The 14,502-nt window shown below is 62.1% G+C and carries 7 protein-coding genes and 2 pseudogenes; 6 read left to right on the forward strand and 3 right to left on the reverse strand.

Going from position 1 to position 14,502, the window contains the following annotated elements; genetic code table 11:
• The 6 genes and pseudogenes from BRAO375_RS06895 to BRAO375_RS06925 all read left to right on the forward strand — a co-directional run.
• A pseudogene (locus tag BRAO375_RS06895) lies at positions 1 to 320 on the forward strand (methyltransferase); the annotation flags it as partial.
• A 206-nt stretch (positions 321 to 526) separates the two neighbouring features.
• A complete protein-coding gene (locus BRAO375_RS06900; protein ID WP_009026741.1) occupies positions 527 to 2,773 on the forward strand; it encodes a peptidase domain-containing ABC transporter in 2,247 nt (748 codons plus the stop codon).
• Positions 2,763 to 4,109, forward strand: coding sequence for an HlyD family type I secretion periplasmic adaptor subunit (locus BRAO375_RS06905; RefSeq protein WP_009026742.1), 1,347 nt, complete (start codon positions 2,763 to 2,765; stop codon positions 4,107 to 4,109). Before BRAO375_RS06900 ends, BRAO375_RS06905 begins: the two co-directional genes overlap by 11 nt.
• Positions 4,110 to 4,124: 15 nt before the next feature.
• Positions 4,125 to 6,158, forward strand: coding sequence for a tetratricopeptide repeat protein (locus BRAO375_RS06910; protein WP_009026743.1), 2,034 nt, complete (start codon positions 4,125 to 4,127; stop codon positions 6,156 to 6,158).
• Between the two features lie 205 nt (positions 6,159 to 6,363).
• The gene (locus BRAO375_RS35645; protein WP_175345301.1) at positions 6,364 to 11,646 is read left to right on the forward strand and encodes a glycosyltransferase; all 5,283 of its coding nucleotides are present in this window, start codon (positions 6,364 to 6,366) and stop codon (positions 11,644 to 11,646) included.
• Between the two features lie 147 nt (positions 11,647 to 11,793).
• Positions 11,794 to 12,300 (forward strand): class I SAM-dependent methyltransferase, encoded by a 507-nt coding sequence (locus BRAO375_RS06925; protein ID WP_244423128.1) that lies wholly within the window; start codon positions 11,794 to 11,796, stop codon positions 12,298 to 12,300.
• Here the strand turns inward: BRAO375_RS06925 and BRAO375_RS06930 are convergent.
• The 3 genes and pseudogenes from BRAO375_RS06930 to BRAO375_RS36100 form a co-directional block, all read right to left on the reverse strand.
• Complete coding sequence (locus tag BRAO375_RS06930; protein WP_175345302.1) at positions 12,292 to 13,314, reverse strand: heparin lyase I family protein; 1,023 nt, start codon at positions 13,312 to 13,314, stop codon at positions 12,292 to 12,294. The two genes, BRAO375_RS06925 and BRAO375_RS06930, sit on opposite strands and share 9 nt — an antisense overlap.
• Before the next feature lie 52 nt (positions 13,315 to 13,366).
• Entirely contained in the window at positions 13,367 to 14,158 is a 792-nt protein-coding gene (locus BRAO375_RS06935; protein ID WP_009026747.1) for a class I SAM-dependent methyltransferase, read from the reverse strand.
• Positions 14,159 to 14,216: 58 nt separating this feature from the next.
• A pseudogene (locus BRAO375_RS36100) lies at positions 14,217 to 14,444 on the reverse strand (UDP binding domain-containing protein); the annotation flags it as partial.
• Positions 14,445 to 14,502 lie beyond the last annotated feature (58 nt).

The following is a 14,502-nucleotide window of genomic DNA, read 5'->3' on the forward strand; positions in this document are numbered from 1 at the left end:
TCGAGGCGGTCGCTCAGCACATCATCGATCATGGCATTGCTGCCGTTGCGTATAATTCCCCGGCGGGTCCGATCCGTCCCCTGGACATGCTGTATGGGCACACCCGGGCGATCGAGGAGGGCCACTATTACATGGCCCATCGCACCGGCTTCACGGCCGAGCGGCTCGGGAACCTGCTGATGACGGCGGGGTTCCCGACCATCAACGTCCGGCGCGAGAATTTCGAGATCTGCGCGCTGGCCTTCATGCCTGACGCCGATGTCTCGGCCATCGAGGATGCACTGGCGCGGGCCGGCTTCGACATGCGGGAAACCGCCTGATCTCGCTCCGCGGCGCGGCCACGCACGTTAATCACACGTCCGAACCTTTTCGGCGGCGGGCGCGATGAGCGCCGGTCCGCCGTTGGCTTTCTCCGCTGTTATGCGGTATGGTAATCAAATGTTATAGCTCGTTTGACGCAGCGGATCGTCGTCGCTGCGAACGGCATATTTTCAGGAGCATCTCTGCGATGTCCTCACCCTCCGCGATGGTCCCGCAGCCCGCACCGCTCTCTCCGAGCTTCGATGCCGCCCAGGACGGCGCCGCGCCGACGGGGCTTGCCGCGCTGGTGATCGTGGCGCGTCAGCACGGCCTGCATCTCACGGTGTCGCAGCTGATCCATGACAATGTGCTGTCCGGCGCGGAGGTGTCGACTGCGGAAATCGTGAAGTCCGCCAACAATTCTGGCATGACGGCGAAGGTCGTGAAGCTCGACTGGGATGGCCTCAGCCATCTCAAGAGGGCGCTGCCGGCGATCGTCCGTCTGAAGGACGGCAGCAGCATGGTGCTGCTGCGCCTCGAGGGCGACGAGAACAACCCCCGCGTCGTGCTGCGCGATCCCAATGTCGACGACGACACGCTGCTGGTGATCGACCGCCTCCGTCTCGAGGATGTCTGGACCGGCGACGTCGTCCTGGTGAAGCGCGACTACGAGATCTCCGACGAAACCCAGCCGTTCAGCCTCGGACTGATCACGGCGCTGATCTTCCGAGAGCGCCGGATCGTCCGCGATGTCGCGGTTGCTGCGCTCGTGCTCGGTCTGATGGGTCTCGCGCCGATCATGTTCTACCGGCTGCTGTCGGAGAAGGTGCTTTATTACAAGGCGTTCAGCACGTTCAGCGTTCTCTGCGTGGCGATGCTGGTTCTAATCGCCTTTGAGTCGGCCTTCGCGTTTCTCCGGCAGTTCCTGGTGCATCAGCTGACGGCGCGACTCGACGTCAAGCTGTCCACCTACATGTTCGAGAAGGTTCTCAACCTTCCGATCGACTTTTTCGAGCGCAACCAGGTCGGCATGGTCGCGCGCGATATGCGCGAGATCTTCCGCATCCGGACCTTCCTGATGGGCCAGTTGTTCGGGACGATCCTCGACTCCACGACGCTGATCTTCTTCCTGCCGGTCATGTTCTTCTTCAGCCCGATCATGACGTTCGCTGTGCTGGCCTTCGTCGCCTTGATCGCGGTCTGGCTGCTGGCGATGCTGCCGGTGTACCGCAAGCGGTCGAATGCGGTTCTGTCGGCGGAAGGCGTTCTCGGCGCCTTCATGGTGCAGACCCTCAACGGCATCCGGACCGTCAAGTCGCTCGCCCTCGATGCCCGCCAGAAGCATATGTGGGATGTCTATGTCGCGCGCGTCGCCAAGGCGCGCGTCGCGGAGGGCATGGCCGGGACGATCATCCAGGCCGTGGTCCGTCCTCTGGAGCGGCTGGCGGTCACCGCGCCTTATGCGCTCGGCGTCTATCTCGCGATCACGACCGATGATCCGCTGTTCGTCGGCGCGCTGTTCGCCTTCCTGCTGCTGTCGCAGCGCGTTGCGGCTCCGCTGATGCAGATGGCGCAGCTCATCAACCAGTATGACGAGGCGCGGTCCGCGGTCGGGATCGTTGGCCAGCTCGTCAACCAGCCGGCGGAAGAGGGCCGGACCGGCCACGGCGTCCGTGCGCCGCTGAAGGGGCACATCGAATTTTCAGGCGTGACCTTCAAGTACAAGGGCGCGGTGTCGCCGGCCCTCAACGACCTGTCGTTCGAGATCCCGGTCGGCGGCACGCTCGGCGTCATGGGCAAGAGCGGCTCCGGCAAGACCACGATCACCCGGCTGCTGCAGCGGCTGCATTCCGACTACGGCGGGCTGATCAAGATCGATGGCGTCGACGTGCGTGAATACGACGTCGACCATCTGCGCCGGAACGTCGGCGTCGTGCTGCAGGAGAATTTCCTGTTTTCCGGCACGATCCGCGAGAACATCTCGGCCGCCAAGCCCGACGCGACGTTCGACGAGATCGTGCGGGCGGCGCGTCTGGCCGGCGCCGAGGAGTTCATCGACAAGCTGCCGCGCGGCTATGAGACCTACATCTACGAAGGCTCGCCCAACCTGTCCGGCGGCCAGCGGCAGCGGCTGGCGATCGCGCGGGCGCTGCTCGTCAATCCGCCGATCCTCATCCTCGACGAGGCGACATCGGCGCTCGATGCCGACAGCGAGGCGATCGTCAACGCCAACATCGCCCGGATCGGCCACGGCCGGACGATGATCATCATCTCGCACCGGCTGTCGTCCCTGGTCGATTGCGACGCGATCCTCGTGCTGAACCGCGGCGTGATCGACGATATCGGCCGCCACGACGAGCTGCTGGATCGCAACGAGATCTATTCCAGCCTGTGGCACCAGCAGAACAGCCACGCCATCGCGGCGCCGCGGCGCGGCCGTCCGGGCTATGGAGGGCCGACCCTTGTCTCGTAGCTCCGCCGCGGTCGCGACCGTCCGCCAGTTCCAGTCGGAAACCGACGCCATCCGCGAGGCGCCCGAGCCGATCGCGGCGCGCGCGACGCTGTACGTGCTCGTCGCCTTCATCGTGGCGATGATCGCGGTGATGTGCCTGATGCGGCTCGACCGCGTGGTGTCCTCCGTCGGCGGCAAGATCGTGCCGCTGGATGCGATCAACGTGCTGCAGGCGCTGGATGCCTCGATCATCAAGAGCATCGACGTGCGCGAGGGCGAGCAGGTCGCCGCGGGGCAGCTGCTCGCCACGCTGGACCCGACCTTCACGCAGGCCGATGTCGCGCAATACCGGGCGCAGGTGGCGAGCCTGAGCGCGCAGGTTCTGCGCGACAAGGCGGAGCTCGCCAACGCGCCGCTGGTGTTTCCCCAGGAGAACGACCCGGAGTTCGCCAGCTACGCCGCCCTGCAGAAGGCGCTGTTCCAGCAGCGCAAGGCGCAATATGCGGCGCAGATCGCGAGCTTCGATTCCAAGATCGGGCAGACCGAGGCGACCATCGCCAAGCTGCAGAAGGACGACGAGCGCTACGCGCAGCGCGACGACGTGCTGCAGAAGATCGAGACGATGCGCTCGACGCTCGCCGAAAGCGGCAGCGGCTCGAAGCTCAACCTCTACATCTCGCAGGACTCCCGGCTCGAGCTGCTGCGCCAGATGGACAATACCCACAACAGCCTGATCGAGGCGCGGCATCAGCTGGAATCGCTGAAGGCCGACCGCAAGGCATTCGTCGAGCAGTGGAACGCGCAGCTCAGCCAGGACCTGGTGACGACGCAGAACTCGCTCGACACCGCCAAGGCCGCCTATGACAAGGCGATGCGGCACCAGGACCTGGTGCGGCTGACCGCGGCGGAGCCGTCGGTGGTGCTGACGCTGGCCAAGCTGTCGGTCGGCTCGGTGCTCAAGCCCGGCGATCCGTTCATCACCCTGATGCCGAACCAGGCCCGCCTCGAAGCCGAGATCAAGATCGCCTCCCGCGACATCGGCTTCGTCCGCCCGGGGGATTCCTGCACGCTGAGAGTCGATGCCTTCAACGCCGCCGAACACGGCACCGCCCAGGGGAAGATTCGTTGGGTCAGCGAGGGCGCCTTCACGCTCGACGAAGACAGCAAGCCGGTTGATGCCTACTACAAGGCACGCTGCTCGGTCGACGCGACCAATTTCCACGACGTGCCTACCAACTTTCGCCTGATCCCGGGCATGACGCTGACCGGCGACGTCCATGTCGGCTCGCGTTCGGTGGCGATGTACGTGCTCGGCGGAATGATGCAGGGCCTCGGCCGTGCGATGCGTGAACCGTAAAGCGCTTTGAATCTCATGAGTCGAATCAGGCAGGCGTTGGCAAGCCTCAGGCCTCAACCCTCTTCCGTAGAGGCGGGAGAGGCGCGGCACGCAGCCGGCGCCTTTGTAGATGCCGTCCTCATCTGGAAGAAGGCTGCGGATGCCGGCTCGGCCGAGGCCGCGTTTCGGGTCGGTCAGGCCTATGCAAAGCGAGAGGGCGTCGCCCTGTCGTTTCCCGATGCTGCCGCTTGGTACAGGCGGGCAGCGGAGGCAGACCATACCGAAGCCCAGTATCAGCTGGGGCTGATGCTGCTCGATGGGGTGCCCGCGTTGCGTGGACCCGGAACGCCCGGCGCGTGGTGCGAAGAGCTGACAGAGCAGGATGGGCAGGCCCCGGTGGTTGCCAGCATGTTGTTTCCAACCGGCATTGCCGTCGAGCGGGACGAACATCAAGGCGCCGCCTGGATCGAGCGGGCCGCGTCCTCCGGTCACGCCGAAGCCCAGGCGCGCATGGGCGATCTGTGTCGTCATGGCCGCGGTGGTCCCCGCGATCTCGCCGCCGCGCGTGAATGGTACGCGCGGGCGGCCGCGCAGGATCTTGCCGACGGCGCCTTCGGTCTCGGCGACATCTACTTCCAGGGCCTCGGCGTCGAGACGGATCCGGAAACCGCCGTCGCTTGGTACCGCCAAGCGGCTGACGGCGGCCATGTCCGCGCCAAGGTCGCGCTCGCCTTCAGTCATCTCAAGGGCTCCGGTGTCGCGGAGGATCACGTCGAAGCCGCGCGGCTGTTCGCGGAGGCGGCGAAGCATGACGATGCGCTGGCGCTCTACAACATCGGACTGATGTATCTGAACGGCGACGGCATCGAGAAGTCGGTCGACCGCGCCGAGACCGCGCTGCGCAAGGCGGCGCGCAAGGACTATCTGCCGGCGATCCAGACGCTGGCGGAGTTCTACGCCAAGGGCCTGGGCGGCGAGCCCGACATGCGCGAGGCGGTCCGCTGGTACGAGGCGGCGGCGGAGCGCGGCGACGTCCAGGCGCAATTCCTGGTCGGGCGGTTCTATGCGGCGGGCACCGGCGTGCCGCCGAGCCCGCGCAGCGCCGCGCGTTGGTTCCTCCAGGCCGCCGAGGGCGGGCATGGCACCGCGGCGTTCAACATCGGCATCTTCCACCTCAACGGCACCGGCGTGGCGCGCGACGTCGCCAAGGCGATCCACTGGTTCGAGAAGGCGTCGGAGGCGGGCCTGCGCGCCGCGGAGGTTCAGCTCGGCCGCCTGTATGCATCGGGCACCGGCGTCGAGCGCGACCAGGCGCGCGCCGAGCGCTGGCTCGGCAAGGCGGCCGACAGCGGCGATGCCGAGGCCAAGGTGGCGCTGGCGCTGTTCCTGCTGCAGTCGGACAAGTCGACCCTGACGGTGGCGCGCGCGACCAGGCTGCTCACGGAGGCCGCCGATGCCGGCCACGCGCCGGCGGCGCTGCAACTCGGCTGTCTGCGCGAGGGACGGTTCGGCGGCGTGCCCTATGTCACTGAAGCGATCATCTGGTACACGCGCGCGGCCGAAGCGGGGCTCGCGGAGGCGATGTTCGTGCTGGCGCGGCTGTATCTGGATTCGAAGATCTCGATCCCCAATCCGGTCGTCGGCGTGAGCTGGCTGGAGAAGGCGGCGAAGGCCGGCCATGCCGGTGCGCAGTTCGATCTCGCGGTGCTGTACTGCACCGGCAACGGCGTCGCGCAGAGCCTGGAGAAGGGCGTTGCGTGGTACGAGGCTGCGGCGCAGGGCGGCCACACCTTTGCGCAATACAATCTCGCGGTCATGACCGCGAAAGGCCAGGGCTGCGCGCGCGATCCCGACAAGGCGATGGACTGGTTCCGCACCGCGGCGGAGTCCGGCATGGCTGCCGCGCAGGTCGCGCTGGGCGATGCGCTCGCCACTGGCAACGGACTTGCAAAGGATCTCGACGCGGCCGTGCTGTGGTTCGACAAGGCGGCCGCGCAGGGGCACGAGGGCGCAAAGCAGCGCCTCGGCACCTTGCGTCAAGGTGCAGAGCAAGGTCCGCCCGGAAGTTAACCGGCGTGGCTTTCCGAGATTCCAAAGTGCAGCGATCAGGCGTGGGGCCCGCTGAATGCAACAAGTAAATAAATTCGAAGCAGCAATCAGTAAGCTGCATATTAGGATAGCGGAGCTTCGGCCACGGTTGCGTGGCGCTGCAGCCAAGCTCGATCGCAACGGTGGTCACGAGTCCGATATCCTGAGGGATGTCGAGCAGGCGATGGTGGATGTGCGGCGCGAATGCGCCGATGTGCTCGTATCGCTGAAGTCGCTGTTCGAACTGATCGCCTCGAACCGACCTAAACCGGACCCGACGTTGCTTAAGAAGCTCCAGCTTCTCAAACGGGATCATGAAAACCTAGTCGACGAGTTAGCACGCAACATGGCAAGGGTGGGCCCGAACTCCGAGAGCGGCCGGGGGGCAGCAACTGCTGCGGATGCCTTCGACAAAGTGGAACGCTCATTTGCTGGCCATGAAAGCATCGGAGGCAGTCCGCCCTCAGCTTCTGAGTTGCAGTCGACACTTGATGTGATCCTGGATCGTGAAGCCTCACTTCGCGCTCAATACGATCTGCTCGTGTTGAAGCTCGATCGCATGCAGAATGAGCATCGCGATGCAGCGGCCCAGGTCGAAAAGTTCAAGCGCGACCTTATAGAGAAGGATTCCGAAAGACAGGAGTTGCTCGGCAAGCACGCGCGCGAGCTTGAAGAGTTTAGAGCGGTCTACGAGCGTCGCCTGGACAGTGCGACGCGTTTCATCGGTGTCCTGGCGGACAGAGCGCGGTTGCTTGAGAGTATCCTCGACGCCCGGAAGCCAGTGCTGCAATATGCGCTGACCGAAGAGCTCGACCTCTATCGCCAAGAGGAGGTGTTCCTCAATCCGGCTCTGCTCGGTGGATCGGCTCCATCGCAGAAGCACGCCGCAAAGCTCGTCCGTATGATCGAGGACAGCGGACTATTCGATCGAGCGTATTATCAGTCACAGTTCGAGGGGGGAGTGCCGCGCGGCATGGACCTCCTGAATCACTACGTCACCAAGGGCTGGCGGGAAGGGAAAAGTCCACAACCGCTGTTCTCCGTCCCATTCTATCTGATGCGCAATCCAGATCTCGCCCGCGACGGGATCGAGCCGCTTTCCCATTACATCGAGCATGGCTCAAAGGAACGCCGCGATCCCCATCCGTTGTTCTGCACAGACTACTACGCCGGATCGGTCGAAACTCCGCCGAGCGGTACGACGTGGCTCGGGCGCTTTCTGGAGATCGGTCCTTCACCGCCCAGCCCTCACCCCCTGTTCGATGCGGCCGCCTATTCCCGCAAGGCCGGCCTCTCGGATAGCCACACCACGGTCGCACTGCTCCATTACGTCACAAGCGGCTGGCGCGCCAGGAAGTTTGGCTTCTTGCCGCTGTTCGACCCTGACTATTACGAGGCGCAACTCGGCAGGCCCGCTGGCATGGAACCCTATCTACATTATGCGATCTTCGGTGCAGCGCATGGGATCAGCCCCCATCCCCTGTTCAGCACCGCGCACTATCTCGAATCGACTCCGGCTCTGGATCCGCTGCGGTCGGATCCGTTGCTGCATTATCTGCTTCATGGGGAGAGAGAAGATCGCCAACCGTCGCCGTTCTTTTCACCTCAGTTCTATCGCCGCAAATATCTTGGCGGCAAAGCCAGCTCGCCGGCAATTCTGCACTATCTGACGGCGGGTATGGCGGCCCAGAACGATCCGCATCCCTATTTCGATGCGGCGGGTTATGCAAAGCTCGCGCAGCGTGCAGGTAGCCCAGCGGCGGCTGCGACGAGCGTCGCATGCTTTGTGACGGATGGTCTGAGGCACCTGCCGTCGGAGACGATCGTCGGCTTCTTCAGGACGGAGGACTCCGCTCAGGTCCCTGTGACCGCGTCGGCGGCCTCCGTCACACCACCTGCACCATCGCTGATCTCGAAGCAGTTTCCTGGGAAGGTCGCCTATCGGGACGGCGCGCCGAATGTCCTGCTCATTGCCCACATCGCGGGCGATCACCTGTTCGGGAGCGAGCGCAGCTTTCTCGACATGGTTGATGCCATCGGCCGTATTCCGACCAATCTTTACGTCGTCCTGCCGCGCAACGTTCCGGACTATACCAACGCAATCCGGCCACATTGCCATCGCGTCTATATCGTTGACTACAAATGGTGGCGCAAGGGCGAGGCGATGTCGGCGCGTTCGACAGAGGCCTTCGAGCAGATCATCCGTTCGGACCGCATCGACGCCGTGCACGTCAATACCATCATGCTTCGCGAGCCCCTCGAAGCGGCGAGAAAATGCGGCGTTCCGGGCATCGTGCACGTCAGGGAGCTCATCCAACACGATCAGGCGCTGCAGGACCTGATCGGAGAGGCTCCGGACGAGATCATCCGCCAGACCAAGGCGCGCGCCGACTGGGTGATCGGCAATTCCGAGATCACGGGCATCGCCTTCGCCAAGGAGGATCGCACCTTCACGATCCCCAATACCATCGACGTCGATACGATGGATATCGCCAACGAGGTATCGGGTGAGATCAAGTTCGGCCTGATCAGCAGCAACGTGCCGAAGAAGGGCATCGCCGACGTCGTCGAGCTTGCCCGCCTGGCGGCAGCGCGCGTGAAGAATGCGACCTTCGTCATCATCGGGCCCGAAAACGATCTCGTGAAGGAGCTGAAGGCCAAGCAGGCGGCCGGCCAGCTTCCCCGCAACATCCAGTTTCCCGGCTATGCGACGACGCCCCGCCAGGCGGTCGAGCAGGTCAATGTCGTCCTGAACTTCTCGCACTTCGCCGAGTCGTTCGGCCGCACCGTGCTCGAGGCGATGGCCGCCCGCCGGCCGGTGATCGGCTATCATTGGGGAGCGCTGCCGGAGCTGATCGATCACGGCAAGAGCGGCTACCTGGTCGACTTCAAGCAGTACGCGGAAGCGCTGCCGCATGTCGAAAAGCTCTGCCGCAATCCGCAACTGATCCGTGAGCTCGGCGAGCGCGGGCGGGAGATCGCGGTCACCCGCTTTGCGCTGCCCAGCTACCGCGCCAAGACGGCCGAGGCCTATGCGCGGATCGTTCCGCCGCGGGAGGTGCGTGAGGCAGCGAGCGCGCCCCTAGTGAGGGAGGCACGCCTTCCGGGCCTGAAGCGGCGCGAGGCGCGGCCGCGGGTCGCTTATTTCTGCTGGCATTTCCCGGTGCCGTCGGAAACCTTCGTGCTCAACGAGCTGGAGTCGCTCGTCGCCCAGGGTGCCGATGTCATCGTGTTCTGCCGGCAGACGCCGTGGAAGGATTTCAAGCCATCCTTCCCGATCACGTTCGAGCGCGTCGATTCGCCCCAGAAGCTCGCGCAGCGGCTGACGGAAACGGGACGAACCATCGTCCACGCGCATTTCGTCTATCCGGTCGTCACCGACATGGTGTGGCCGGCCTGCGAGCAGGCCAAGATTCCGTTCACCTTCATCGCGCACGCCCAGGACATCTTCCGTTACGACAACGATCAGAAGAACCGGCTGGCCGAGATCGGCAAGTCGCCCTGGTGCCGCGCGCTGTTTACGCTCTCGAAATTCCACCTCGACTTCGTGGTCGAGCGCGGCTTCCCGCGCGAGAAGGTGATCATCAACCCGAACGCTGTCGACACCAGCCGCTTCTCGGCGGCCTATGACGAGGACAAGCAGAGCAGGTCGGCCCGCAAGATCATCTCCATCCACCGCTTCGTGAAGAAGAAGGGTCTCGACCTTCTGATCCGCGCGGCTCCGATGATCGAGGATCTCGGCGTTCGCATCGAGATCTATGGTTACGGCGATCTCGAGCAGGAGTACCGCAATCTGATCGCCGAGGTCGGTGCGCGCAATGTCGAGATCATGGGTCAGCTGAGCCAGGACGAGATCGTCGGCAAGATGAAGACCGCCGATCTGTTCGCGGCGCCGTCCGTGCGCATCGAGAATGGCGACATGGATGGCATCCCGACCTCGGTCGTCGAAAGCATGGCGGCCGGCGTGCCGGTGCTCACGACCAACGTCGCGGGGATTCCCGATCTCGTGATCGACGGCATCACCGGCATCATGGTCGAGCCGACGCCTGAAAGCGTGGCGGCAGGCATCCGCCGCTATTACGAGATGCCGTCGCTGAAGGTGCGTGCCATCATCCGCGCGGCCGCCCAGCGCGCGCGCGAGCGGCATGACGTGGTCAGGCTGACGCGGGTCCTCACGCGGGTCTGGCGCAACGAGACGATCGACATCATCATCGTGTCCTGGAACAACCTGGCCGAGCTGAAGATGGTCGTGCAGCGCATCCTGGAGAATACGTCGCTGCCCTATCATCTGATCATCTGCGACAACCAGAGCCGCCGCGAGCCGGTCGCCGAATATTTGGATGCGCTGTGGCAGGCCGAGGAGCGCGTGACGGTCATCCACAACAACGTCAATGCGATGGTCGGCCCTGGCACCAACGCCGCGCTGGCCCAGGGGACCAGCGATTACGCGATCTACATCTGCGGCAAGGAAGGCGTCAGCTTCGCGCGCGGCTGGGAAATCACCGTCGTGCATGCCCTGGAGGAGCAACCGGAGGCCGGCCTCGTCGGCACCATCGGCTACTCACCCACCTATCTGCACGGCGCGCAGCTTCCGACCGGCATCGAGCTGTTCCCGAAGTTCCGCAACAAGGAGTTCGCGAAGGAGAATCCCACCCGCCTCTTCGGCCATGTTCAGGGAGGACTGTTCGGCATGCGCCGGAAGATGGTCGACCAGATCGGCGGCTTTAGCGACGACGTTCCGCACAACTACACCGACGTCGAATACAGCTATTACGCCGAAAGCCGCGGCTGGAAGCTCGGCACCGTGCCGGGCATGCTGGCGCTGTTCAACAAGAGCCGGCCGACGCTCTCACAGCGGTTCGACGAGACCGTCATGGTCGCACATCCGGTCCTCCCTGACGAACTTGCCCGCTATGATGCCGTCGCGAATGGCCGGCTAAAGCACTGCAATCTCTGTGACTGGTATGGTGAGGCGTTCGTCGCCGCGGACTGTTGCCCGTCTTGCGGCTGCACGCCGGAGGACCGGACGGTCTATCGCTGGCTGAGCGATAGCATCCTTATGTACCGTCGGTTGCCGGCACTGGGAGTTGGGTTGCACGGTGCGATGGAGAAGGAGTGGGGACGGCAGTTTCAGGGGGCGCGAATGTCGATGAAGGACATGATCGGAGAGCTCAAGTCGAACGGACGTCTGCCAAATCGGGCCATGTCGTTCCATCTCGCTCTGCTCAGATGCACCCCAGCGCTTGACGACCTCGAATTGGCTGCGCGCGAACTGAAGCGACTAGTCATGCGCGGCGGTACTGCTCTCGTTCAAATTCGCGCGGATGGCGCAATAGAGTGGCAGCCTGCCTCAGACCGTTTGAAAAAATTGATGGCGAGCGCAGGCTTCCGTTTACAGTCTGATGAGGTCTACACGAGCAAAGCCGTCGACTACACATTTGTACCGATGAGCGTCTTTGAAAAGATCTGATCGAGAGCGGACCTGCTCGCCATAATGAAAGGGCGTCTCGTGGAAAAGGCTCAACAGAGGCGGCAGGGGGAAGTGGATCGGATCCGAGGCGAGCCATTGGATGTTGTGCATACGCAACACTGCCGTGTCGTCCCGACGAGGTTGCACATGTTGGACGAGTTACCCAAAGGAGGAGTCGTCGCTGAGATCGGCGTTGCCTCTGGCAGTTTCAGTCGCGAAATCATCGAACGGCTTCAGCCGAGGAAGCTGCACCTTGTCGATGCTTGGAACGATGATCGGTTTGCGGGTGGACTCTCCGTAGTACAGGAAACGTTCTCAGCCGCGATTGCAACGGGTATGGTGGAGATAAATCGCAGCACCTCCGTCGAGGCCCTCTCCCGCTTCCCTGACGGATATTTCGATTTTGTCTATATCGACACGACGCACGCTTATGACTTAACTCTACAGGAACTCAATCTTTGTCTGCCTAAGATGAAGCCGGCCGGCCTCATCGGAGGTCACGACTTCTGCTCGGGCAACATCGTTGCCCCGCACGTCTATGGAGTTATTCAGGCGACGAGTAAATTCTGTAGGGAGCGAGATTGGGTGTATAAGTACATCTCGATCGATCCTGATACCTACTTTAGCTTCTGTATTGAGCGGGCGCTACTTTGACACGACGCTCGAAAGGGTGGGGCCAAACTTGATGTGATCGAACAATATGGTCTGGGTTGTCGCTTGCCGGCGTCGGTAAACACCCAGATCGATTCCTATTGCGTCTCTGACAAGCCCTCTCGTGTAGGGCGAATTCTCGTTCGGCTCAAAGCCCCAGAAGCCTCTCCAATCGAAAAGTGTGGAGCCATTCAACCATACGACAATTCGTCCTGGTTCTTTACTGCCAACAGGGCGAGGCTCCAGTTCGAGAGCCATGTGATACCAGCGATCACGCGCGATTTGCGTTTTGAAGATAGATCTTGGGACGCCGAATTGGTCGCGCTCTAAGCTATCGTTGGTCACAACGAAGTTGAATTCTATTGGCGCCGATTTGATCTGGCTCGGGGTTACTCTAATCGCAAATGGCGGGTGACCGCTGCAACACTGCCATGCCTGCAAGTGGAGTGCCCAACCGTTGGGCGCCTCATAGTTCGGATCCAGTAAGAAGTCGAATGAGATGAAACGCTTGCTCGCCTCTCCTGCCACCGTCATGTGATTTGGCCCATTGTGCGCCACCGGGCTAACCAGGATCTTGTCCTTGACGTTCTCGTTTATGTGGGCTGTGATTTCTAGTGCCAGAGAGCGATCATCGCTTCGCTTCGAGCTGGGCGGTACTCGATGGTCTAGCCAGGTTTGGAAATCGGTGCCGATGTCAACCGTGAAGCGGTATGGATCGACCTGTGGATATCCTCCGTTTCGTTTCTGAAGATAAAAGTATAGCGGCTTCTTCGCAGCCTCCTTCGTGCTGACCTGATCGATCGAGTATTTTTCGTCGAAATCGAGATCGACTATAGGGTTGGAGTCATTTTCAAACGCCTGAGATGCCGAACTATATAGGCCAAGCGTGAGAATGACGCCGAGCAAGACGAGCCGGCTGCGATTAAGCCATCCCAACGTCGTCAGCGCGGGTAGAGCATCAGAACGAAAAGATATTTGCGCCATATGGCAGCGGACCCTGCTTGTCGATTCTTCCACTGTCCCACCGTGCCAGGTCTGGCTGCTCGTGCTGGGACCGATCAATTCACAGTCACTCGAAGAGTGCCATAAACTCGGTCGTTCGTAGCACGTCAGGATTGTAAACGCGCGCCAATCGAGGAGGGGGTATCTGATCAGTTTGGAAGAACTGATCCCTTAATCTCTTCAATCCAGCGGCTCCGGCTCGACCGATGATATCTTGGGCGGTCAGCCGATTTAGTTCTAGAAATTGGCGCCATTCGCGCGTTTCGGTCGGTTGGAACTCTGCGGACAGAACACCTTCGCGAAGTTCGTCGAGGGACAAAATCAGATGGTGCCAGGGTGATTTGAAGTACTTGTAGAGATGCGAGCCCTGCGGTGAAAAGTAGAGTGGGTTGACCTGAACAAAAAGGAGGCCGTTCGGAGCTAGTCGCTTTTTCAAGCTTGAGAATAGGTCGATCATGACGTCTTCTCTGACATGCTCAAACACGGACCAAGCATAGATTAGGTCGAACGGTTGCTCGCCGGGAGGAACTTCACCGGGATGCGCGGATGTAAACGAAATATTCGGTGGAAGCGATAATCCGGACTGCGCTCGATAAATGTTGGCAAGCTGTTGCTGGTTGACCGGCTCGATGTCGAAGCCAGTCACCTGCGCCTTCGGATGTCTGAGGGCGAACGAGGCGGCGGCAATGCCTTGACCGCACCCGAAATCCAGCACTCTGGCTGTATCGAGATTAATTCGATCTCCAACCCAGCCCCTTATGCGCTTGTACTCGGAGATTGCTCGGCCTTTGAAGCCTGCGTCGTTTGCTGCTTCAAACATTTTCTCAAGATTCTGAATGTCCACAATTACTGGCCCCATGCATTGAAACCCTAATCTAACATGATTTGACGAGGTTGTCTCAGCGGCACGCCTGTCGTTACAGCACAGACGACTGGATCAGCCGTGCGACGCTACTATACTGAAAACCGAGCATATGCATCTCCTCTGGCCGATAAACATTGCGCAGATCCACCACGATCGGTGTTTTCATCGTAGGCCTGATCCGCTTGAAGTCCAACGCCCGGAATTCCCGCCGCTCCGTGACGATGACCAGGGCGTTCGCGCCTTCGGCGCAGCTGTAGGCGTCGGCACAATAGGTGATTTCGGTAAGCGAGGGCGCGGCGGCATGTGTCTTTGCTGTGAAGCGACGCGCGTCATCGGAG

This window comes from Bradyrhizobium sp. ORS 375 (genome assembly GCF_000239775.1).
Taxonomy (GTDB): Bacteria; Pseudomonadota; Alphaproteobacteria; order Rhizobiales; family Xanthobacteraceae; genus Bradyrhizobium.

What these genes read in the sequence shown, in the direction of transcription:
- BRAO375_RS06900 (WP_009026741.1), top strand. Translation starts at nt 527, where the DNA reads ATGGTCCCGCAGCCCGCACCGCTCTCTCCGAGCTTCGATGCCGCCCAG.
- BRAO375_RS06910 (WP_009026743.1), top strand. Translation starts at nt 4,125, where the DNA reads ATGAGTCGAATCAGGCAGGCGTTGGCAAGCCTCAGGCCTCAACCCTCT.
- BRAO375_RS06925 (WP_244423128.1), top strand. Translation starts at nt 11,794, where the DNA reads ATGTTGGACGAGTTACCCAAAGGAGGAGTCGTCGCTGAGATCGGCGTT.
- BRAO375_RS06935 (WP_009026747.1), bottom strand. Translation starts at nt 14,158, where the DNA reads ATGGGGCCAGTAATTGTGGACATTCAGAATCTTGAGAAAATGTTTGAA.